A 21,249-nucleotide genomic window follows, 5' to 3' on the forward strand; every position below is an offset into this window, starting at 1 on the left:
CTGGAGCACTTTTCAGTTGATCACCACGCTGTCAGCGTGAAAGCGCCGGGCTAGTGTCTGAATCACACATGGTCGCTAAATCGTCGACAGCCAATGAGAACGACTCGGGCGACGACGTTGCGGCGCCGCTGGACTCGTTGCTGGTAGACGCGGTGTTCAGCCCGGTCCGCCGGTTCAACCCCGGGATGTCCGGCCTGCGGTTCGGCGCACGGCTGCTGGTGCACCCGGTCAGCGTCGGGCGGCGCGCGGCGTCCGTCGCGCGGGAACTCGGTAAGGTCGCGACCGGTTTCTCGTCGGTCGCGCCGAACCCGAAGGACCGGCGTTTCACCGAGCAGGCGTGGTCGGACAATCCGGCGCTCAAGCGGGTGTTGCAGAGCTACCTCGTCGCGGGCAGCGCCGCCCGCGGCCTGGTGACAGACGCCGACCTCGCCTGGCGCGACCGCGAGCGGATGACTTTTGTGGCCGACAACCTCGTGGAAGCGGCCAGCCCCAGCAACAATCCGGTCCTCAATCCTGCTGCGCTCAAGGCCGCGCTGGACACCGGTGGCGCCAGCTTCGTGCGCGGGGCGAAGCACTTCGTCAGCGACATGGCGGTGAAACCCCGGATCCCCAGCATGGTCGACACAACTGCGTTCGAGGTCGGCCAGGACCTCGCGGTGACGCCGGGTGCGGTCGTTCTACGCACCGAGGTGTTCGAGCTCATCCAGTACACGCCGCAGACGCCGAAGGTCCGGCGGGTGCCACTGCTCGTCGTCCCCCCGACGATCAACAAGTACTACGTCGCCGATCTCGCGCCCGGACGCAGCATGGTCGAACACTTCGTCGCCTGCGGCCAGCAGGTCTTCATGGTGTCCTGGCGCAACCCGGAGAAGCAGCACGCGGCCTGGGGTCTGGACACCTACGTCCAGGCCGTGCTGGACGCAATGACTGCGGTCGAGGCCATCAGCAAGTCGCGCAAGACCCTGCTGTTCTCGCTGTGTGCCGGCGGGATCATTTCTTCACTCGTGCTCGGGTACCTCGTCGCCACCGGGCAGGAGAACCGGCTCGCTGCGTTCGCCCTCGGCGTCACGATGCTCGATCAGTCCCGCGCCGGGCTGATGTCGTCGGTCACCAGTCCCGAGTTGGTGGCCGCCGCGTCCGCCAAATCGCGTGCCGACGGCTTCCTTGACGGCCGATCCCTCGCCGCCGTCTTCGCGTGGCTGCGCCCCGGCGACCTGGTGTGGAACTACTGGGTGAACAACTACCTGCTGGGTAAGCGCCCGCCCGCGTTCGACGTCCTCTATTGGAATGCCGACACCACCCGGATGGCGGCCGAGTTGCACGCCGACTTCCTGCAGCTGGGCATTGAGAACTCCCTGACCAAGCCGGGCAGGACGACCGTGCTCGGAACCCCGATCGACCTGTCGCAGGCGACGGTGGACTCCTACGTGGTGGCCGGCATTGCCGATCACATCTGCGCCTGGACGAGCTGCTACCGCAGCGTGCATCTGATTGGTGGGCAAAGCCGTTTCGTGCTGTCTACGAACGGTCACATCGCGTCGCTCGTCAACCCGCCGACCAACAAGAAGTCGAGCTATCGCGTCAGCGACACGACACCGCAGGATCCGCAGGAGTTCCTGAACTCCGTCGAACCGACGCCGGGCAGCTGGTGGACGGACTTCGTCGACTGGTTCTCCAGGCGGTCCGGAGCCGAGAAACTGGCTCCGAAAACCCTGGGCGATGCCGAGCACGAGGTCCTCGCGTCCGCCCCCGGCACGTATGTGTTCGCGTCTTGAGCGCCGAGGCGAACGATCCCCTGACCGATCCCCTCACACAGACCGTGGCCGACGTCGGCGAGGCACTCGGCACCGACTTCCTGTCGTTGAGCGATCCGTTCACCCCGGAGCAGGCCGACGTCCTGAAGCGGGTGCGGGCGTTCGTCGACGACGAGGTGCTGCCGGTGATCAACGACTACTGGGAGCGCGCCGACTTCCCGTGGCCGCTGGTCCGACGCCTCGCCGAGCTCGGTGTCGTCGGCGCCGGTATCGATGGCTACGGCTGCCCGACCCTCGACAAGGTGGCGTCGGGCCTCGTCCAGATGGAGCTTTCCCGCGGCGACGGCAGCCTCGCGACGTTCCTCGGCGTGCAGGCCGGACTCGCGATGACAGCCATCTACCGCTGCGGCTCCGAGGTGCACAAGCAGCGCTGGCTACCGCAGATGGCGGCCTGCGAGGCGATCGGCGCGTTCGCGCTCACCGAGCCCGACCACGGGTCGGACTCGATCGGGCTGGAGACATCGGCGCACCGTGACGGTGACGTCTGGGTGCTGGACGGCGCGAAGAAGTGGATCGGCAACGCCACGATCGCCGACGTTGTGGTCGTGTGGGCGCGCGACACCCGGGACGGCGAGGTCAAGGGTTTCCTGGTCGAGAAGGACACCCCCGGTTTCGACGCCCGCGTCATCACCGGCAAGGGGTCGCTACGAGCCGTCTGGCAGGCCGAGATCGACCTGCAGGGCGTACGCGTGCCGGAATCGAACCGGCTGCCGGGCGCGAACACCTTCGCCGACTGCGCCGACGTGCTGGCGACCACGCGCAGCGACTGCGCCTGGATGGCCCTCGGCCACGCGGTCGCCGGCTTCGACGCCGCGCTCAGCTACACCAAGACCCGCAAGCAGTTCGGTCAGCCTCTGGTGAACTTCCAGATCGTCCAACAACGTCTCGTGCACATGCTCGCCGACGTGACCGCGATGCAGCTGTATTGCGCGCAGATCGGCAAACTCGCCGAGATCGGGAAGCTCACCCCGACCCTCGCCGGCCTCGCCAAGTTGCACAACACATCGAAGGCGCGTGAGGTCCTGGCCGTAGCGCGCGACCTGCTCGGCGGGAACGGGATCCTGCTCGAGAATCACGTGATCCGCCACATGACCGACATCGAATCCATCCACACCTTCGAGGGCACCGAGACGATGCAGACCCTGATCGTCGGGCGCGACATCACTGGGACAGGAGCCTTCTCGTGACCAATCTTGCGAACAATCTCGTCGCCACCGCCGCCGCGCACGGCGATCGTCCCGCGCTCAAGCTCGACGACGCCGTGCTGACCTACGCCGAGCTGCTCGACGACGCGCAGCGGATGGGATCGCTGCTGGCGTCGAAGGGCGTCGGGCCGGGTGATCGCGTCGGCCTGCAGCTCGCGAACGTCCCCGCTTACCCGATCGCGTTCTTTGGTGCGCTCATCGTCGGGGCCACGGTCGTGCCGATGAACCCGTTGCTCAAGGCCCGCGAGGTGGAGTTCTACCTGACTGACTCGGGCGCGAAGGTGATCGTCGCCGGCGAGCAGATGGCCGACGCCGCGAACGACGCCGCGGGCTCGACCGGGGGCGAAGCGATCATCGTCGGGCCAATGGGCCCGGACGACCTCCCGGAGGACCGCGCCGAGGTCGTCGACCGGGCCGACGAGGACACCGCGGTGGTGCTCTACACGTCCGGGACGACCGGCAAGCCCAAGGGCGCCGAGCTAACCCACCACAACCTCTCGACCAACACGCACACGACCGCGGAGACCCTCGTCGAGGTCGGCCCGGACGACGTGATCATGGGCTGCCTGCCGCTGTTCCACGTCTTCGGTCTCACCTGCGGGCTGAACACCGCCGTCCTCGCGGGCTCGTGCCTAACGCTGATCCCGCGCTTCGACGGCGGGAAGGCGCTCGAGGTCATCGGCCGCGACAAGGTCACAGTCTTTGAGGGCGTTCCGACGATGTACGCGGCAATGCTGCAGCACGACGATCGTGACAAGGCGGATCTGTCGACACTGCGCGTCTGCATCTCCGGCGGTTCGGCGATGCCGGTCGAGATCATGAAATCGTTCGAGGGCGAGTTCGGCTGCATGATCCTCGAGGGGTACGGCCTGTCAGAGACCTCACCTGTCGCCTCGTTCAACCACCCCGACGCCGAGCGGCGCCCGGGCACCATCGGGCTGCCCGTCCGCGGCATGGAACTCCGCCTCGTCGACGACGACGGCAAGGAGGTCGCTGAGGGCGACGTCGGCGAGATCGCCATCCGTGGCGAGGGCGTGATGAAGGGTTACTGGGGGCGTCCAGAGGCCACCGAGGAGGCGATCGTCGACGGCTGGTTCCACAGTGGCGACCTCGCCACCCGCGACGAGGACGGCTACTACACCATCGTCGACCGCAAGAAGGACCTGATCATCCGCGGTGGTTACAACGTGTACCCGCGGGAGGTCGAGGAGGCGCTGTACGAGCACTCGGCCGTGGCCGAGGCGGCCGCGATCGGGCTGCCGCACGACGACCTCGGGGAAGAGGTCGGCGCAGCTGTGGCGCTGAAGTCCGGCGCGAAAGCGACACCCGAAGAGCTCCGCGACCACGTCAAGGATCGGCTCGCCGCGTACAAGTACCCGCGCAAGATCTGGCTGGCGGACGAACTGCCGAAGGGCCCGACTGGCAAGATCCTGCGCCGCGAAGTCACGGCGCCGCCGGAGTGAGCGTCGACCACCAGGTCGTCGTCGGTCGACGCTCCCTGCGCATGCGAGTGCGACCGGGTACGGGCACCGGGCCGCCGCTCGTGCTGGCGAACGGCATCGGGGTGCCGCTCGAGGTGCTCGACCCGTTCGTCGACGCGCTCGACCCAGCGATCGAGGCGGTGAGCTTCGACGCGCCCGGCGTCGGCGGCTCGCCGACCCCACCGGTGCCGCTGCCCTACCAGGTCGTTGCAAGCCTGCTTGGGTCGGCGCTGAGCAAGCTGGGCTACGGCGCGGTCGATGTTCTTGGCATCTCGTGGGGCGGCGGGCTAGCGCAGCAGTTCGCCTTCCAGAACCCGAAGCGCTGCCGTCGGCTGGTGCTCGTCGCGACCGCTACGGGCGCGTGGATGATGCCCGGACGTCCCAACGTCCTGCGGCACATGCTCACCCCGCGCCGGCATCAGGACCCCGTCTACGCGCGCCAGGTGGCGGGGCTCATCTACGGTGGCAGCATGCGCAACCCGGACGCGCCCATGCCGCTGCAGGCACGGGCCCAGGGTGGCAGTAGCCGGGGCTACGCCTACCAGTTGCTCGGCACGGCCGGCTGGACCAGCCTTCCGTTCCTGCCGCTGATCCGTCAGCCCACGCTGCTGCTGGCCGGTGAGGACGACCCGATTGTCCCCATCGCTAACGCCCGGATGATGGCACGACTGCTGCCCGACGCCCGCCTGGTCACCTACGCCGACGGTCACCTCGGCCTGCTCACCCGGGCCGACGAACTCGCACCCGTCGTTGCCGAATTCCTCGCCGGAACGGACATCACAGAACCGGTGCGGTGATGCCGCTGACCGATGCCCTCGCGGATGCGCACGCTGCCGCCGAAGCGGCAGCCGCAACCGTCGGGTGAAAGCCGCCCTGCTTGATCTACCCGCTGTTCGGTTCGAGTTCGGGACGTACGCATTCGGCGTCGATCATGCGCTTTTCCAGTGCATTGATGTTCTCATCGGCCGTCGCGACGCTGATGCGATGACCTTCGATCAGGGTGACCCTGCCGACCAGCTCGGCGACACGGCTCGATGAACGACCGCTGATCATCGGTGAATACCTGAAACCGCAAACGGGATGCCCGACCCAGCGAGAAGCCCGCGACGCCAGCACGAACTATTGGAGACGCGCCCGCCCTAGTGAGATCGCCTGTGACCGGGTAGGACCCGACTCGCCTGGTGGGCGTTGAGCTGGATGAAGGTCGCGCGACCACGGACGAGGGTGACCTCGGGCTCGGTAGCGTTGAACAGGGACCCTTCGACGTGAGCGGTCCGATCTACTGATCGTGACACGTCCGCGTGGAGGACGAGCGGCACGCAGGTCAGCACGGGACGTCGGTACTCGATAGTGAGGTCTCGCGTCACTGACGGCCATGCCTGTCGTGTTGCCGCGATTCCGAATACTTCATCGAAGAGCATCGCCGTGATGCCGCCGTGAGCGATGCCTACATGTCCCTCATGTTCGATCCCCAGCTCGAAGCGAAGGGTGGTCGCCGGCGACCTGCCCTGACGGGGCTCGACCACCATCTGGATTGAGGAGGGGTGCGCATACCCCCGGACTGGGTTGTGCGCTCGATTACTTGCCTTGAAATCATCCATCGCCGAAGCCAAGCCGGCCGCCCGCGTCTCGGATCGCAATATCGTCGTTAGCTCACGGACCGACGCCTCGACCCCCGCCATCACCACTGGGGAAACCTCCGTGGCGACCATGGCTTGGGTGAGGCAGCGAAGCGCATCGGCCAAGGACGACGCACTGCTGCGTTGCTCGTCAATTGAGGTCACCCGGACTCCTCCTGCAGCATACGAGCCCCTCGCGTCGACTCCTCAACTCTCGCGGCCTAGCCTACATTCACTTAGCGGTGGTTACCTCACCGGAACTCCCGGCAGCCCACGACCGCGACCGGCAACATGCCGCCCCCGCGAGGCAGGATGCGATACCAACCATGCGTCTCGGCATGCAGATGTCCTACAGCACTAGTTCCGCCGAAACGGCCCGGTGCATCGCCGAGCTGGAGTCCGCCGGCCAGGACGCCGTCTTCGTCGGTGAGGCTTACTCCTTTGACGCCGTGAGTCAGCTCGGTTACCTCGCAGCGCGGACCAACCGACTTGAGCTGTGCTCGGGCATCCTCGACGTGTATTCGCGAACCCGTCTTTGCTGGCCATAACCACCAGCGGGACTGGACGACCTCTCCGGCGGGCGGTTCACGCTGGGCCTCGGTTCCTCGGGCCCCCAGGTCATCGAGGGATTCCGTGGCGTGGCGTTCGACGCGCCGTTGGCGGCCAATCGCGAGGTCGTCGATATCTGCCAGCAGGTGTGGCGCCGCGAAGCGGTGATTCACATGGGAAAAATCCATACCGCTGGACGCCGAGCACGGTGGAGGCGGGCTTGGCAAACCTCTGAAGCTCATTAACACCCCAGTCCGCGATCGGGTACCGATGATCCTCGCGGCGATAGCGCAAGACGAGACCCGGCACTGGGGCCGCTGCGCATTGTGGCTGACACCCAGTTGTTGATTACGGACGACTCCGCGGCGGCCGACCGCGCGCTGCTACGAGCACGAGCGCACCTGGCGCTCTACGTCGGCGGTATGGGCGCGCGAAATCGAAACTTCTACAACGACCTGCTGATCAGATACGGCTTCAGGGACGCCGCGCGCACCGTTCAGGACCTGTATCTGGAAGGTCGCACGGACGCAGCGGCCGCGGCGTTAACCGAGCAGTTCGTGCGCGGTGCATCCCTCATCGATTCAGCCGGCTACGTCGCAGACCGCGTGGCCGCCTTTGTGGAATCCGGGGTCTCGATGCTTAGCGCGCTGTAGCTCGGCGACGGACACGCCGACCAGCTCGCCTCCGTCGACCGCCTCGCGACGCTGCCGAAGTGAGCGGCGAATCTCGCGCGCTCGCAGCCCATGCTTCGCTCAGCCGTTAGCCGGGTACCTGGTGTCCGGTCGCGCCGTGCAAGCTGTCGACGGTGCTCGTCGGGTAGTCACTGACCGTGAAGTCCGTGATCTCGTTCCACCGATCCAGCACAACGTCCGCGGATAACTCCGTGTCGTTCAGGCGTAACCCGGCCGATCTCTCCCACCGCACGACGCTGGCCCAGCCGCCGCCAACCTCCATGACCACACCTGTATGCCTGGAGCGTGGGTGAACGAGTGCTTGCACGAATGGTGAGACCCGTTCCGCGCGGAGCGCGTCCCGCTGGAGCTCGTTGAACACGTCGTCGGTCATGCCGGTCAGCGCCATCGGCGCAACAGCGTTCACGAGGATGCCGCGGCGCTGGCCTTCGACGGCCAGCGTCTTGGCCAGGCCAATGATCGCCGCTTTGGCCGCGGCGTAGTTCGCCTGCCCGAAATTGCCGTGCAGACCAGCGCCTGACGTGGTGAGCACGATCCGCCCGCCGCCCCCCTCCAGTAAATGGGGCCAGGCTGCTCGGGTCACGCTGAAGGCGCCCTGCAGGTGCACATCGACGACGTTGTTCCACTCGTCGGGGGTCATGCGGGCAAAGGAGCGGTCGCTGACCGAGCCGGCGTTGACGATCAACGCGTCTACACGCCCGTAGGCTGCCATCGCGGCCTCGACGATGCGCTCCCCGTCTTGCGCGTCGGCTGCGACCGCGACCGCTGACCCGCCCCCGGTCACGATCGCGTCCGTCGTGGCCTGCGCGGCCTCAGCGCGGCGCGAATGGACGATCACGCGGGCGCCTTCACGAGCGAGGTCGAGCGCATAACGCTGGCCGAGCCCCGCGCCCGCGCCAGTCACCAGGACAACCGCGCCATCAAAAGACCCACGCGCTACGTCGTGCTGAGCGTCGTCAGGTTCCCCAACGACATCCATGGCATCCCCCAGTCCTAGTTCTAGTTATCGTTCACTTGATGGTCTACGCTTCGGTGACAAGCGCCAACAATGGAGTGGACCACATGACACAGCAGGAGATCTCCGCCCACAGCGAGGGTGGGGTCGGCACGATCGTGTTCAACCGCCCCGATCGACGAAACGCCCTGAGCATCGACCTGTTCACCGCGTTCGCCGACCGCCTCGACGAATGGGTTGCCGACGACGACATCGCAACGGTCATCGTGACCGGCGGCGAGCAGATGTTCTGCGCGGGACTCGACCTCGACCTGCAGTCCGGTTTCACGCAGGTGAGCCGGGCGGCCTACGCGGCGGCGTGCCTGCGGGTCTACGGGACCCTGCTCGAATACCCGAAGCCGACGATCGCAGCCTGCGCCGGACCGGCGTTAGGCGGCGGGTGCGACATCGCTGTGTTCTGCGACATCCGGATCGGTGCCGAGAACAGCATTTTTGGTTTCCCGCAGGTCAAGTTCGGGTTGACCCCGTACTTCACGCCGTTGTGGCACATCATCGGGATGAGCCAGGCCAAGCTGTTGACGCTGTCCGGCGAGCGCATCGACGCGGCGGAGGCCTTGCGGATCGGTCTCGTGGACCGGCTCGTGCCCACCGGGACCGTAGTGGAGGCGGCGACGTCGCTGGCGAAATCGATCGCCGAGACCACCACCAAGTCCGCGATGTTCAACAAGCGCATGATCCTGCGCGCGACCGCTCTGGACCCCGTGTCGGCACTGGACTACGAGACCATGGCCTACCGCGAGATCATCTGGCACCCCGACGTCGTCGAGCGCGTCTCCAATGCCTACGGCCGCATCCGGAGCCGGTCGTGAGCACCGATCACCAGTTCTTCGAGGATTTCGCCCGCCGCTGGGTCGACGCGTGGAACTCCGGATCCACCGACCGCGTGCTGGAGCTGCTGCACCCAGACATCACCTGGGACGAGCGGGTCTTCTGGCCGGAGGTATTGCATGGACGAGAGGCAGTCCGCGTCTACGTCGAAGCGGTCTGGCGAGCCATGCCCGGCTACCGGATGGAAGAGCGGCAGCTGTTCACCGCACCCACGGAAGGCCGCGCCCTCGTGTTCTTCCGTCAGACCGGTCGAGGACCCGCCGGCCTTGGTGAGAACCGAAGCTTCGAGACCCAAGGCTGCGACATCTTCCTCGGCTTCACCGACGGACTGCTGTCTGACTACACAGCAACCTTCGACATCGTCGACATGCTGCGCCAACTCGAAGCGCTGCCCCCGCGGGGCCAACTCAAAGGCGGCGCATACCTGATGTCGCTGCCCAGACGCGCCGAGCCCGTCGGCGCTCGAGGCGCGCGCGGAGGCGAGCCCACGCCATGAGCCCGTCGTCTCTGCGGCTAACGGTCGAGGCGGGCGTCGGGGTGATCCAGTCCGATCACCCCGACAGGCGCAACGCCCTCGGCTGGGAGATGTACACCGACATCATCGCCGCCCTCGAGCAGTGGGCCCACGACGACACCGTCGCGGCGCTGATGTTCGTCGGCACCGAGGAGTACTTCTGCGCCGGCTGGGCGCTAGACGTCCTGGAAGGAACCACGGGACCGGACAAGGTTTGTCGATCTCGCCCTGCGGCTCATGACCGCGATCTATGACTACCGCAAGCCCACGGTCGCCGCGGTCTCCGGGGCGGCATTCGGATACGGCATGGACATCTCTACATGTGCGATGTGTCCATCGCGTCGACCAACGCCGTCTTCGGCTCCACCCAGGTCAAGTACGCGATGAACGGCTTCTACCACGCCCTGGCACGACGTGTCGGTGCCCAGCACGCCCGCCGAATGTACTTCGCCGGAGACCCGGTGGCTGCCGAGGAAGCCCGCCGCATCGGCCTGGTCGACGATGTCGTGCCCGCCGGAACCGTCCTAGAACACGGCCTCGCCCTCACCCAACACATCGCGGACTCAGGCTCGGAACTGACGACCGTGCGCAAGGAAGTCGCCCTGCGTGCGGACAACATGGATCACCTCGGCGCGACCGCCTACGAGCTTCGCGTCACCGCCGATCTCGTCCAACGCGGCCAGTTCACCCGCCGTATCGCCGAGGGCCTCGAGCAGATGCGGGCCGGGCGGAGCCGCGCCACCGAACGACCCGTACGTACATGACGAATCTGACCCCTATTCATCACCTGCACCGATCTCCAGCGAGAGGACCGAAGCCATGACGACGACGTCTACGGATCAGCGGCACGAGCTCTACCGCGAACTCGGACTCTGGGACGGCCGCCGCCTGGGTGACCTCGTCACCGTGCAAGCTGCGAAGACGCCGGACCGCGAGCTGTTCGTGTTCGAAGGCCGTCGCGTGACCTACGGTCAATTCGACACCTGGGTCCGCGTCATCGCCTCCGACCTGGTCGCACGTGCAGTGGGTCGCGGCGACCGCATCATGGTCCAGCTCCCGAACTGTCTCGAGGCACTCGCGCTGCAGGTCGCAGCCTTTCGTATCGGCGCCCTCGGCATGCCGGTCGTCCCGATCTACCGCGAATACGAAGTGCGGCAGATCCTGGCCGACAGCACGCCGGTCGTCATCGCCGTGGCCGCCGAGCTCGGCTCACGCAGGCCCGCCGACGAGATCGACGCGCTGCTCGCCGAGACTGGCCACACCCCGCTGATCAAGTACGTCGTCGGGCAACCGGTTGACGGTTGGCGTGCGGTGCCCCGGCCAGGTGACGTGGACGAGATCGAACTGCCTGAGCCTCTCGACGCCGACGAACCAGCAGTGCTTCTCTACACGTCGGGCACGACGTCCGCACCCAAGGGAGCGCTGCTCTCGAGCGCGGCCTTGATCGCGCACCTCCATAATTTCCAGAAGGCACTCGACGCCGACGAGGACAGCGTCATACTGGCGGCGACTCCGCTGTCACACCTCGGGGGTTTCATCGCCGGCGTGATCATGCCGGCGTTCCTCGGCGGCCGGTCGGTGATCATGTCCTCGTGGCGTCCCGACGACGCGGTGGCAGAGATCGAACGTGAGCGGGTCTCGATCGCCATGGGCGCGACGGTGTTCCTGTCCGATCTGGTGAACCGGTACGAAGCCGGGCAGGGTGAGAAGCACCGTCTGACGCTGTATGCCTGCGCCGGGGCGACCATGCCTCCCTCGCTGGTGGAGCGCGCTGAGGCGGTCGGTGTCCGCGCGATGCGCTGCTATGGGATGACCGAGACCGCGGGTGTGTGCGCGGCGGCGCCGTCCGACGCGCCAGTCTCGCGGCGGGCGCACTGGGACGGCAAGGTGCTGCCGGGGATGGAGATCGAGGCCGTCGACTTCGACAAGACGCCCTTGCCTGCCGGGGAGGAGGGAGAGCTGCGAATCCGCGGCCCCCAACTGCTGGCTCGATACACCGACCCGGACCGAACCCGCGAACAACTCGACGACAACGGGTGGTTCTACCCGGGCGACATCGGGGTGGTCGACGCGGAGGGGTGGATCAGGATGTCCGGCCGACTCAAGGACATCATCAACCGCGGGGGCGAAAAATTTTCGACTCTCGACATCGAGGCAGCCCTCGCCGCCCACCCCGATGTGCTCGCGGTCGCTGTCACCGCCGTGCCGGACGAGCGATTGGGCGAAGCGGTGGGCGCGTGGCTGGTCCTGCGTGACGGCACGCCCTGGGGCGGCCCCCAGCCGATCATCGACCACCTCGAGAGAGTCAGACTCGCCCGCCAGAAGATCCCGACTCACTGGGTCGTGGTCGACAGCCTGCCCACCACCGCCAGCGGGAAGGTGCAGAAGAACCGTCTTACCAACGTTGACAGCGCCGTGAACTAGCTCGCGGGCCGCGAACCCACGGCCCACGGAGAGGGCTCCCAAATTCCGGCCCGTCTCGCATGGCACGCGACGCACGTCGCGTCATGTTGAGCTGGGAGTGCTGCCCCCTCGGACACAAACGAGGATGAGATGGCAGCTGCCCTCTCCGTTGTCGCCGGGCGAGTGCTGCGGTCGAGACCACGGCGCTGGTAAGAACAGCCCCAGAGGGAGTCTCGCGTTTCGCGCACCCGAATCCCAGCGCTCCCGTTGGTGCATGAGCGAGCGGTCGGCGTGCCGGACTCGGTTGACGACCTCTGGTGGCTGACGCCGGTGCATTGCCGCGAGATGCATGGAGTGCATGTCTGGACCGTGGTCGACGACCGTGTCGCCTCCTGCCGGTTGAAGGACTACCCGGTGGAGAGCTCAGTCCTCAGGAAGATCGGTGCCCGCTTGTGCAGGAATGCCGAGATGCCCTCGTCCGCGTCCGACGTCTGGACCGCGGCGCTGATCGCCGCTGCCTCGTGGTCCAGCTGCTCGGCTAGGGGAACGCTGTCGGCCTGGCGTATCAGCTGCAACGTCCGTGCGTGAGCGGTGAGTGGCCCGGCGGCGAGGGCTGTTGCCTCGGCCTCGGCGTGCGCCTCACCGGTCTCGACCAGCCTGCCCACGAGTCCCGCAGCCTGTGCGGCGACGGCGTCGAGGGGGCGGTTGGTCAGGATGAGGTCAGCGGCGAGGGCGTGTCCGAGGCGCCGGGTCAACAGCCACGAGACGCCGCAATCCGGTGTTAGACCAACCGCCGTGTACCCGATGACGAACGTCGCGGAACGCTCCGCCACGACCAGGTCGCTGCCCAACGCCAGGCCCATCCCGGCGCCGGCGCAGGAGCCGTGGACCGCCGCGATCACCGGTACCGGCAGCGCCCGCAGCCCGAGGATTGCCTCATGCATCGTGCCAGCGAGCTCGGCGATGAACGCGCCCGGCTCGGGTGCCGCGCGGAGTCGGCGAGTTCACCGCCGACACAAAAGTGTCGACCGTTCCCGAAGAGCAGGACCGCTCCGAGGTCGGTGCGGGTCGCGACTGCGGCGACCGTCGCGCGCAGCGAGCGCGCGAGATCCATGGTGATCGCGTTGCGGCGCGCCGGGCGGTTGAGCCCGATCGCGCCACGCCATGCTTGACGTCCAGCGTCACCGCCTCCGCTGGCGTGCTGTTCACAGCCCCAGGTCTCGGCCGATGATCTCTTTCATGATCTCGGTGGTGCCGCCGTAGATCGTCTGGATCCTCGCGTCGACGAAGGCCCGGCTGACCGGGTACTCCCGCATGTAGCCGTAGCCGCCGTGCAGCTGCAGGCAACGGTCGGCCACTCGCATCTGCAGCTCGCTGCACCAGTATTTGGCCTTCGCCGCGCGGGCGGCGTTGAGTTCTCCGCGGCTGTGCAGGGATACGCAGTTGTCGACGAACACTCGGGCGATGTCGACCTCGGTGTGCAGCTCGGCCAGCAGGAACCGGCTGTTTTGGAAGGTGCCGATCGGCTGACCGAACGCTTTGCGGTCGCGGACGTAGTCCATTGTTCGGGCCAGAACGCCTTCCGCGGCGGAGACTGCGGTGACCGCCAGCGAGAGCCGTTCCTGGGGCAGGTTGCGGACGAGCTGGAAGAATCCCTGGCCCTCGTCGCCGAGGCGGTTAGCCAGCGGAACGCGGACGGACTCGAAGTGCAGCTCGCTGGTGTCTTGGCCGTGCAGGCCGAGCTTGTCCAAGTTGCGGCCCCGCTCGAAACCGGGCATGCCACGCTCGACGACGAACAGGGTCAGTCCGCGGTGCTTGTCCTCTGAGGTTCGTGTGGCCACGACGACCAGGTCGGCGTTCTGTCCGTTGGAGATGAAGGTCTTGGCGCCGGTGATGAGGTAGTCGTCGCCCTCTCGCACGGCGCGGGTGGAGATGCCGGACAGGTCGCTTCCCGTCCCGGGCTCGGTCATGGCGATGGCGCTGACCAGTTCGCCAGAGGTCAGGCCGGGCAGCCACCGTTGCTTCTGCTTGTCGGTGGTGAGGTCCAGGAAGTAGGGGCCGACAACGTCGTTTTGCAGCGCGAGGCTCAGGCCGGCGGAGGCATAGCCGGCCCGGCCGAACTCCTCGTCGACGATGGCGCTGAAGCGCCAGTCGTCGATCCCGGCGCCTCCGTACTGCTCGGGGGTGCCGAACATCAGCAGCCCGCTGTCGCCGGCGCGGGTGAACAGTTCGCGGTCGACGATGTGGTCGCGCTCCCAGCGTGCGTCGTTGGGGGTGACTTCTTTGTCAATGAAGGCCTTAACGGTGCCGCGGAAGATCTCGTGGTCCTCGTCGTAGACGCTTCGGGGGGTCGTGTCGGGCATTCTGGTCTCCTAGAGGAAGAGGTCCGTGGACAGGTCGGCTTCGGCAGCGTTCCCGTAGCGATAGGTTGCAAAGTCGGTCATGCCCGCGCCCCGCAGGACGTTCTCGTCGATCAGGCATTCGCCGGTGCGCACGCCGGCGGCCTCGACGAGCACAGTTTGCGCGGCGTCGGCCATGATCTCTGGCCGACGGGAGATCTCCATGGCGGCGTCTCCGCCGACGAGGTTCTGAACCGCAGCGGTTGCGATCATCGTTCTGGGCCACAGGCAGTTCGCTGAGATGGCGCGCGGGTGTTGCTGGCCCGCGAGACCGAGGGTGAGCATCGTCATGGCGTACTTGCTGACCGTGTACGGGGCGTGCGCGCTGAGCCACTTCGGGTCCAAGTTGAGCGGCGGCGACAGGGTGAGCACATGTGGCGCATCGGACTGGTACAGGTGCGGCAGCGCCAGGCTTGTCATGGCGAATGTGCCGCGCGCATTGACATCCAGCATGAGGTCGTAGCGTTTGGGTGGCAGTTGCCCGATCGGGACCAGCGCGATGGCGGAGGCGTTGTTGACCAGAATGTCGATTCCACCGAACGTGTCCACGGCGGTGCGAACGGCTCGCTCGACATCGGAGTCATCGCGGACGTCGCCGACCACCGCGACCCCGTTGCCGCCGGCGGCCTCGATCTCCTTCACCGCGGTGTGCACGGTTCCGGGTAGTCGCGGGTCGGGGGAATCGGTCTTGGCCAGCAGGACCACGTTTGCGCCGTCGCGTGCGGCGCGCACAGCTATGGCCAGTCCGATGCCGCGGCTACCGCCCGACATGAGCAGCGTGCGCCCGGCCAGCGAGCCCGACGGCGCGGGCTGCCCCGCGGCGCTCACTGGTAGTCCTTTCCGGCGGCCGCGCGCTCGATCAAGGACGCGGGCGGTGCGAACCGATCCCCGTATCGCTGGGCAAGTTCGTGGGCGCGGTCGACGAACCCGCTCAATCCGCCGTTGTACTGGTTGATGTACTGCAGCACTCCCCCGGTCCAGGCAGGGAACCCGATGCCCAGGATCGATCCGACGTTGGCTGACACCACAGAGGTGAGCACTCCCTCGTCCAGGCAGCGGACGGTGTCGATCGCCTCGGCGAACAGCATCCGCTCCTGCATGTCCTGAAAAGGCACCGACTCCTCGCGGGTGAAAGCGGACAACCCCGGCCACAGTCCGGTCTTGCGGCCGTCGGCGTAGTCGTAGAACCCGGCCCCCGTGGATCGGCCGCGACGATCCCACTCGTCGATCATCCGGTCCACCACCGCACCTCCGACGTACTCCGGCGCGGGACCGCCCTCGCCGATGACGGCGTCGACGGTCTCGGTGCGCAGTTTGCGGCACAGGGTGAGGGTGAGTTCGTCGACCAGCGCCAGGGCCCCGACTGGGTAGCCGGCCTGGGTCGCGGCCCGTTCGATCGACACGGGGGAAAGCCCTTCGGCCACCATTGCCAGGGACTCGTCGACGAACTTGAGGATGACCCGGCTGGTGAAAAAGCCGCGGCTGTCGTTGACGACGATGGGTGTCTTGCTGATCTGGCGGGCGATGTCGTAGGCCCTGGCCAGGGTCTGCTCGCTCGTTTTGGCGCCGACGACGATCTCCAACAGCCCCATCTTGTCCACCGGTGAGAAGAAGTGCAGGCCGATGAACGCGTCGGGGTTTGGTATCGACTCGGCCAGGCCGGTGATCGGCAGGGTCGAGGTGTTCGAGGCGATCACGGCGTCGGTGGCCAGGTAGGGCAGTGTCTCGCCGATGACCTGTGACTTCAGCGCCGGGTCTTCGAAGACCGCTTCGATGAGCAGGTCGGCGCCTTGGGCGTCGCTGGGGTCGACGGTGGGGGTGATCCGCGCGAGCAGGGCGTCACGCTTGCTGCTGCTCGAGCGGCCCTTGGCGATGTCCTTGTCGAGTATTCGAGCGCTGTAGTCCTTCCCGCGCTGGGCGGACTCGAGGCTGACGTCCTTCAACACGACCTGCAGGCCTGCCTTCGCGCACACGTAGGCGATGCCGGCGCCCATCATGCCGGCGCCGAGGATGACCACCTTGCTGGCGGTGTGCACGGGGAACCCGTCCGGGCGGCCGGCGCCGCGGGTGATCGCCTGCATGTCGAAGAAGCTGGACTTGATGATGTTGGTCGAGATGGGACCGCAGACCAGGTCGGTGATGTAGCGGGTCTCGATCAGCTCGGCGCTGGCGAAGTCGACCTGCGCACCTTCGACGGCGGCTGCGAGTAAGGCGCGGGCAGCAGGGGCAGGTGAGCCTTGGGATTGTTTGCGCACGATCGCCGGCATTGCCGGCAGCATCCCCGACAGCGAGACGTCGCCGGGCGCGCCGCCCGGCATGCGGTAACCCTTTCGGTCCCACGGCTGGGTGGCCTCAGGCGTGTCGTTGAGCCAGCGGATGGCGGCGGGGAGGAGATCATCTGGGTCCTCGACGAGGTCGTCGACGAGACCGGCCTGCAGCGCCTGTGCCGGACGAAACCGCTGTCCGGCCAGCAGGATGTCCTGCAGGGCTCGTTGCAGCCCCAACATGCGCACCGTCCTGACCGTGCCGCCGGCTCCCGGCAGCAGCCCGAGGGTGACCTCGGGCAGGCCCACGACGTTGGGGGGCTGGTCGAGCAGCACTCGGTGGTGGCAAGCCAGCGCGATTTCATACCCGCCGCCCAGGGCCGGGCCGTTGATTGCGGCGACCACGGGCACGCCGAGAGTCTCCAGCTGCCGCAGCGCCACCTTGACGGCATCCATCATGGAACGAATCGCCGCGGTGTCCTCTCGGCCGGCGTTCATCATCAGCGTCAGGTCGCCACCGGCGAAGAACGTCGGCTTGGCCGAGGTAATGACGACGCCTCGCAACGTGCCTGCTTCGGCCTGCAGGTGAGCGACCAGCGCGGGCAGCTCACCCCGAAAACGACTGTTCATGGTGTTGGTGGACTGGTCGGGATCGTCCATCGTGACGACGACGATGCCCTCGTCGCGGGTTTGCCAGCCGAACATCGGGTGCTGGTGGGTTGTCTGGGTTGTCATGACGTCCGCCTCGCGCTCAGACACGCTCGATCAGGGTGGCGACACCCATCCCGCCGCCGATGCACAACGTGACGACTGCCAGGCGGGCGTCCCGGCGTTCCAGTTCGTCCATGGCGGTGCCGATAAGCATCGCCCCGGTCGCGCCCAGCGGATGTCCCATCGCGATCGCACCTCCGTTGACGTTGATCTTCTCCAGCGGGATGCCGAGGTCCTTGGCGTATTTCAGCGGTACGGCGGCGAACGCCTCGTTGATCTCGAAAATGTCGATGTCCTCGACGCTCAGGCCTAGACGGCCCAACAGCTTTCGTGTGGCAGGGATCGGGCCCGTGAGCATGATGGTCGAGTCGGCGCCTGAGGTCGCAGTCGCGACGACGCGGGCGCGGGGCGTCATCCCGAACCGGTCGCCCACGCTCTCGTCACCCACGATGACCAGGGCGGCGCCGTCGACGATGCCGGAGGAGTTGCCGGCGTGATGGACGTGGTCGATGCGTTCCACCCAGTGGTAACGCTGCAACGCCACAGCGTCGAAGCCAGCTTGCTCGCCCAGGGTGGCGAACGAGGGTTTGAGAGCGCCGAGGGTGTCGACGGTGGTCTGCGGCCGCATGTGCTCGTCGTGGTCGAGCACCACCGTGTCGGTCAGGTCTCGGACAGGGACGATGGACTTGGCGAAGTAACCCCCGGACCAGGCCCGAGCGGCGAGTTCCTGTGAGCGCGCGGCGTAGCTGTCGACGTCGGTGCGGCTGAAACCCTCGATGGTCGCGATGAGGTCCGCGCCGATCCCCTGCGGCACGGAGAAGGTGTCGTAGGAGGTGGCGGGGTCATTGAACAGCGCCCCGCCATCGGCCCCGAGCGGGATACGCGACATCGATTCGACACCGCCGGCGAGGATCAGCTGATCCCATCCTGAGCGCACCTTCTGCGAGGCAACGTTCACGGCCTCCAGTCCCGATCCGCAGAACCGGTTTAACTGCACCCCACTCACGGTGTCCGGCAGGCCCGCGACGAGAGCAGCCGTGCGGGGCAGCACCGCGCCTTGGTCGCCGATGGGGGACACGATGCCCAGCACGAGGTCGTCCACCGCGGCCGGGTCGAGCTGCGGGTGACGAGAGCGGATCTCGTCGATCAAGCCGACAACCAGTGACACGGGCTTGATCGAATGCAGCGAACCGTTGTCTTTACCCCGCCCTCGCGGAGTGCGGATCGCGTCGTACAGCAGAGCCTCGGGTGCACTGGCTGACATCATGGGGTCCTCTCGGCAGTTTTTTGGTCGCGGTAGCCGACGGCCACGGTACCTAGTGTACGTTCACTAGACAAGGGATTGGATATCCTGAGCGCCGTCGGCCGAGGTCGGCCCAGTACGCACGCCGTCAGGAAGCAGACCCGTGTCCCGACCAGCAGGCGCGCCACGCACTCGACCCCTTCGCGTGCGCATGTCGAGTGATGCGCGGCAACGCCAGCTCGCTGAAGCGGCCGCGTTGAAGTTTCATCACCTTGGTTTTCACCAGGTGTCGATGGCCGACCTGGCCGCGACCGTCGGCGTCACCGCCCCCGCCATCTATCGCCACTACAGCGACAAGCAGTCGCTGCTTGCTGCGGCGATCTCGACCGGACTGGACGAGGTCGAGGTCGCGCTCGCCGAGCTCGAGTCGATTTCATGGCCCGCCGCGCTGGGCCGACTCGCCGCGACCGCGATCACGCGTCGCGACCTGTGGATCCTGCTGCAGCGAGAACTGCGCCACCTGGACCCTGCACGGCGAGCGCCCATCACCGAACGGTTCAGCGTCATCGTGGCTCGACTGGACACGGCGCTCGCCGATGCTGCCCCTGACCTTGACGCCGACACGCTCGCGCTACGCCTCACCGCAGCCTTGGCGGTGCTGTCCAGTCCGTCGCTGTACCGCCTCGACATGCCCACAGACGACTACACGCATTTGTTGGCAGGCGCGGCAACCGCCGCCAGCCTCACCGAACTGCAGGGCACGCCGGCGACCAGCAGGCGCTTTCGACCCAGCGCGCAAGCAAAGGTTGCCGCGGGTGAGTACCAGAGGTCGGTTCAATCGGAGTCTTCGCGCAGCGAAGAGCTTCTGCGGACCTCACTGGAGCTCTTCCACGAACGGGGTTACGCCGCCGTCAGCCTCGATGACATCGGCGCGCGCCTCGGGATGGCTGGCCCGAGCATCTACTACCACTTCGCGACCAAGGCGGACCTGCTCGTCACCGCGTTCACACGAGCGACTGAGTGGCTCAGCGCCAGCCATTCCGGCGCCGGCACGCCACCAGACCTCGACGAGCTGGTTCGCGGTTACGTGGACCTCGGCGTCAGGGAGAGGCTGCTGTTCGGGGTGTATGTCCTGGAAGCGATCAACCTGCCACCCACCGTCGGGCGACGGATCAGACAAAGTCTCGACCGCGACATCGCGGCGTGGTCTGACGCTCTGGCGCTAACCCGACCGGAGCTCACCGTCCAGCAACGTCTCGTTCTGGTGCAGGCCGCACGGGCTGTCGTCAATGATGTCGTACGCGTGGGGCACTTCCACGACCGCGATGAGATCGCCGAGGAACTACGGGATCTGGCCTGGTCGGTCTTGTGTGCAGAACCGTTAGCGGTGCAAGCCTAGGCACTCGCGACGCGCGGAACAGTCACTGTGTGACCGCACGGAGTCCCGCCAGAGTGTTGAGCCCGGATAAGTACGTCCGCCTCCAACCCTGCGCCTCGATGCCTGTGACTAGTAGGCCGTCGCGTCTAAATGGCTTGGTATAGGTCAAAGTTTGATACGGGCGTCGCTGGTGGTGAACCGCCAGTCGACTTGGCGTGTGTCGGTGTTGGTGGCCTTGGTCCAGGCGTCGAGTTCGGTGTTGAGGATGTCGAGGTCGGGGATGCGCCGGCCGAGGCATTGCTTGGTCAGGCAGGACAGTTCGATCTCGGCGGTGTTGAGCCAGGAGCCGTGTTTGGGGGTGTGGTGGATCTCCAGGGGTTGGGCGAGGGCGTAGGCCTTCTCGGGCGGGAACGCCTGGTAGAGCGAGGCGATGTTGTGGGTGTTGAGGTTGTCCATGACGAGCACGACCTTTTCCACGTCGGGGTAGTCGACGTCCAGCAGGTGTTCGACGCCGTGGGCCCAGTCGAGGCGGGTGCGGGTGGGTTCGGCGTAGGCGCGGCGCCAGCCGCGTAACGGTTCGGCCCAGACGAAGATCGAGCAGGTGCCGTGGCGGACGTATTCGGAGTCCTCGCGGGCCGGTCGCCCGGGCGCGGCCGGGGTGCCCGGACGGGCATCGTCAAGTAGTTGCAGGGGTTTCTCGTCCATCACCACGACCGGAAAGGCCGGGTCGTAGCGGCGGGTGTAGACGCCGAGCACGTCTTGCATCGCCGGGGACTGCCCCCGGTTCGGTTGACTCCTTGCCTGTGAGGATTGCTCCTCGCTGGAAGGATCAGCATCATGCCGAAGGCCTTTCCTCCGGAGTTTCGTCGTGACGTGGTCGCGGTCGCCCGCAAGGGTGAGGCGCCGATCAGCCAGATCGCGAAGGACTTCGGGATCTCCGAGTCGTGTCTGCATCGTTGGCTGAACCTGGCCGACATCGAGGACGGTGTGCGCCCCGGCGCCACGGTCAGCGAGTCGGCCGAGGTGCGGGAGTTGAAGAAACGCAACCGGGTCCTCGAGCAGGAGGTCGAGATCCTGCGCCGGGGGTGTCAGATCGTCTGTGTAAGCGGCTGGTCGGTCTGAAAGGAACATGAT

18 protein-coding genes and 4 pseudogenes are annotated in these 21,249 nt (G+C 66.9%); 12 read left to right on the forward strand and 10 right to left on the reverse strand.

Annotation, left to right across the window (positions count from 1 at the left end):
* Positions 1 to 68: 68 nt before the first annotated feature.
* From ACFFC4_RS20145 to phaZ, 4 genes are read left to right on the forward strand one after another with little or no spacing between them, the layout of a single operon-like run.
* On the forward strand, positions 69 to 1,775 hold the full coding sequence (locus ACFFC4_RS20145; RefSeq protein ID WP_375504212.1) for a PHA/PHB synthase family protein: 1,707 nt from the start codon (positions 69 to 71) through the stop codon (positions 1,773 to 1,775).
* A complete protein-coding gene (locus ACFFC4_RS20150) occupies positions 1,772 to 3,001 on the forward strand; it encodes an acyl-CoA dehydrogenase family protein (RefSeq protein ID WP_375504214.1) in 1,230 nt (409 codons plus the stop codon). The genes ACFFC4_RS20145 and ACFFC4_RS20150 overlap by 4 nt, the downstream gene beginning before the upstream one ends.
* Positions 2,998 to 4,482, forward strand: coding sequence for a long-chain fatty acid--CoA ligase (locus tag ACFFC4_RS20155; protein WP_375504216.1), 1,485 nt, complete (start codon positions 2,998 to 3,000; stop codon positions 4,480 to 4,482). The genes ACFFC4_RS20150 and ACFFC4_RS20155 overlap by 4 nt, the downstream gene beginning before the upstream one ends.
* On the forward strand, positions 4,479 to 5,297 hold the full coding sequence (phaZ, locus tag ACFFC4_RS20160) for a poly(3-hydroxyalkanoate) depolymerase (RefSeq protein WP_375504218.1): 819 nt from the start codon (positions 4,479 to 4,481) through the stop codon (positions 5,295 to 5,297). Before ACFFC4_RS20155 ends, phaZ begins: the two co-directional genes overlap by 4 nt.
* An 85-nt stretch (positions 5,298 to 5,382) precedes the next feature.
* Here phaZ and ACFFC4_RS20165 read toward each other — a convergent pair whose 3' ends face one another.
* Both ACFFC4_RS20165 and ACFFC4_RS20170 read right to left on the reverse strand, forming a co-directional pair.
* Positions 5,383 to 5,553 carry a hypothetical protein gene (locus ACFFC4_RS20165; protein ID WP_375504220.1) on the reverse strand — a complete coding sequence of 57 codons (171 nt, stop codon included), beginning with the start codon at positions 5,551 to 5,553 and terminating at the stop codon, positions 5,383 to 5,385.
* A gap of 86 nt (positions 5,554 to 5,639) precedes the next feature.
* The gene (locus ACFFC4_RS20170; RefSeq protein ID WP_375504222.1) at positions 5,640 to 6,284 is read right to left on the reverse strand and encodes a PaaI family thioesterase; all 645 of its coding nucleotides are present in this window, start codon (positions 6,282 to 6,284) and stop codon (positions 5,640 to 5,642) included.
* A gap of 179 nt (positions 6,285 to 6,463) precedes the next feature.
* Here ACFFC4_RS20170 and ACFFC4_RS20175 point away from each other — a divergent pair.
* Both ACFFC4_RS20175 and ACFFC4_RS20180 read left to right on the forward strand, forming a co-directional pair.
* Positions 6,464 to 6,913 (forward strand): annotated as a pseudogene (locus ACFFC4_RS20175) (LLM class flavin-dependent oxidoreductase).
* Positions 6,914 to 6,970: 57 nt separating this feature from the next.
* Positions 6,971 to 7,321 (forward strand): annotated as a pseudogene (locus ACFFC4_RS20180) (LLM class flavin-dependent oxidoreductase); the annotation flags it as partial.
* Positions 7,322 to 7,427: 106 nt separating this feature from the next.
* Here ACFFC4_RS20180 and ACFFC4_RS20185 read toward each other — a convergent pair.
* A complete protein-coding gene (locus ACFFC4_RS20185) occupies positions 7,428 to 8,264 on the reverse strand; it encodes an SDR family NAD(P)-dependent oxidoreductase (protein WP_375504224.1) in 837 nt (278 codons plus the stop codon).
* Positions 8,265 to 8,377: 113 nt separating this feature from the next.
* On the opposite strand from ACFFC4_RS20185, the gene ACFFC4_RS20190 reads away from it, so the two are divergent.
* The 4 genes and pseudogenes from ACFFC4_RS20190 (at position 8,378) to ACFFC4_RS20205 (ending at position 12,141) form a co-directional block, all read left to right on the forward strand.
* Positions 8,378 to 9,184 carry an enoyl-CoA hydratase/isomerase family protein gene (locus tag ACFFC4_RS20190; RefSeq protein ID WP_375504226.1) on the forward strand — a complete coding sequence of 269 codons (807 nt, stop codon included), beginning with the start codon at positions 8,378 to 8,380 and terminating at the stop codon, positions 9,182 to 9,184.
* Positions 9,181 to 9,699 (forward strand): nuclear transport factor 2 family protein, encoded by a 519-nt coding sequence (locus ACFFC4_RS20195; RefSeq protein ID WP_375504228.1) that lies wholly within the window; start codon positions 9,181 to 9,183, stop codon positions 9,697 to 9,699. Before ACFFC4_RS20190 ends, ACFFC4_RS20195 begins: the two co-directional genes overlap by 4 nt.
* Positions 9,696 to 10,481 (forward strand): annotated as a pseudogene (locus ACFFC4_RS20200) (enoyl-CoA hydratase/isomerase family protein). Before ACFFC4_RS20195 ends, ACFFC4_RS20200 begins: the two are co-directional and overlap by 4 nt.
* A gap of 55 nt (positions 10,482 to 10,536) precedes the next feature.
* The gene (locus ACFFC4_RS20205; RefSeq protein ID WP_375504230.1) at positions 10,537 to 12,141 is read left to right on the forward strand and encodes a class I adenylate-forming enzyme family protein; all 1,605 of its coding nucleotides are present in this window, start codon (positions 10,537 to 10,539) and stop codon (positions 12,139 to 12,141) included.
* A gap of 386 nt (positions 12,142 to 12,527) precedes the next feature.
* On the opposite strand, the gene ACFFC4_RS20210 is transcribed toward ACFFC4_RS20205, so the two are convergent.
* From ACFFC4_RS20210 to ACFFC4_RS20235, 6 genes are all read right to left on the reverse strand, one after another.
* Positions 12,528 to 13,064, reverse strand: coding sequence for an enoyl-CoA hydratase/isomerase family protein (locus ACFFC4_RS20210; protein WP_375504232.1), 537 nt, complete (start codon positions 13,062 to 13,064; stop codon positions 12,528 to 12,530).
* A complete protein-coding gene (locus ACFFC4_RS20215; RefSeq protein ID WP_375504234.1) occupies positions 13,019 to 13,234 on the reverse strand; it encodes a hypothetical protein in 216 nt (71 codons plus the stop codon). Before ACFFC4_RS20215 ends, ACFFC4_RS20210 begins: the two co-directional genes overlap by 46 nt.
* A 91-nt stretch (positions 13,235 to 13,325) precedes the next feature.
* Entirely contained in the window at positions 13,326 to 14,483 is a 1,158-nt protein-coding gene (locus ACFFC4_RS20220; RefSeq protein WP_375504236.1) for an acyl-CoA dehydrogenase family protein, read from the reverse strand.
* A gap of 9 nt (positions 14,484 to 14,492) precedes the next feature.
* On the reverse strand, positions 14,493 to 15,347 hold the full coding sequence (locus ACFFC4_RS20225; protein ID WP_375504238.1) for an SDR family oxidoreductase: 855 nt from the start codon (positions 15,345 to 15,347) through the stop codon (positions 14,493 to 14,495).
* Complete coding sequence (locus ACFFC4_RS20230) at positions 15,344 to 17,488, reverse strand: 3-hydroxyacyl-CoA dehydrogenase NAD-binding domain-containing protein (RefSeq protein ID WP_375504244.1); 2,145 nt, start codon at positions 17,486 to 17,488, stop codon at positions 15,344 to 15,346. Before ACFFC4_RS20230 ends, ACFFC4_RS20225 begins: the two co-directional genes overlap by 4 nt.
* A 46-nt stretch (positions 17,489 to 17,534) precedes the next feature.
* Positions 17,535 to 18,758 (reverse strand): acetyl-CoA C-acetyltransferase, encoded by a 1,224-nt coding sequence (locus ACFFC4_RS20235; protein WP_375504246.1) that lies wholly within the window; start codon positions 18,756 to 18,758, stop codon positions 17,535 to 17,537.
* 190 nt (positions 18,759 to 18,948) lie between these two features.
* On the opposite strand from ACFFC4_RS20235, the gene ACFFC4_RS20240 reads away from it, so the two are divergent.
* Complete coding sequence (locus ACFFC4_RS20240; RefSeq protein WP_375504240.1) at positions 18,949 to 20,136, forward strand: TetR/AcrR family transcriptional regulator; 1,188 nt, start codon at positions 18,949 to 18,951, stop codon at positions 20,134 to 20,136.
* Positions 20,137 to 20,280: 144 nt separating this feature from the next.
* Here ACFFC4_RS20240 and ACFFC4_RS20245 read toward each other — a convergent pair whose 3' ends face one another.
* Entirely contained in the window at positions 20,281 to 20,880 is a 600-nt protein-coding gene (locus ACFFC4_RS20245) for an IS630 family transposase (protein ID WP_375504242.1), read from the reverse strand.
* Between the two features lie 72 nt (positions 20,881 to 20,952).
* Here ACFFC4_RS20245 and ACFFC4_RS20250 point away from each other — a divergent pair.
* A pseudogene (locus ACFFC4_RS20250) lies at positions 20,953 to 21,198 on the forward strand (transposase); the annotation flags it as partial.
* Positions 21,199 to 21,249: the final 51 nt, after the last annotated feature.

It is taken from the genome of uncultured Jatrophihabitans sp. (assembly GCF_964244045.1).
Taxonomy (GTDB): Bacteria; Actinomycetota; Actinomycetes; order Mycobacteriales; family Jatrophihabitantaceae; genus Jatrophihabitans.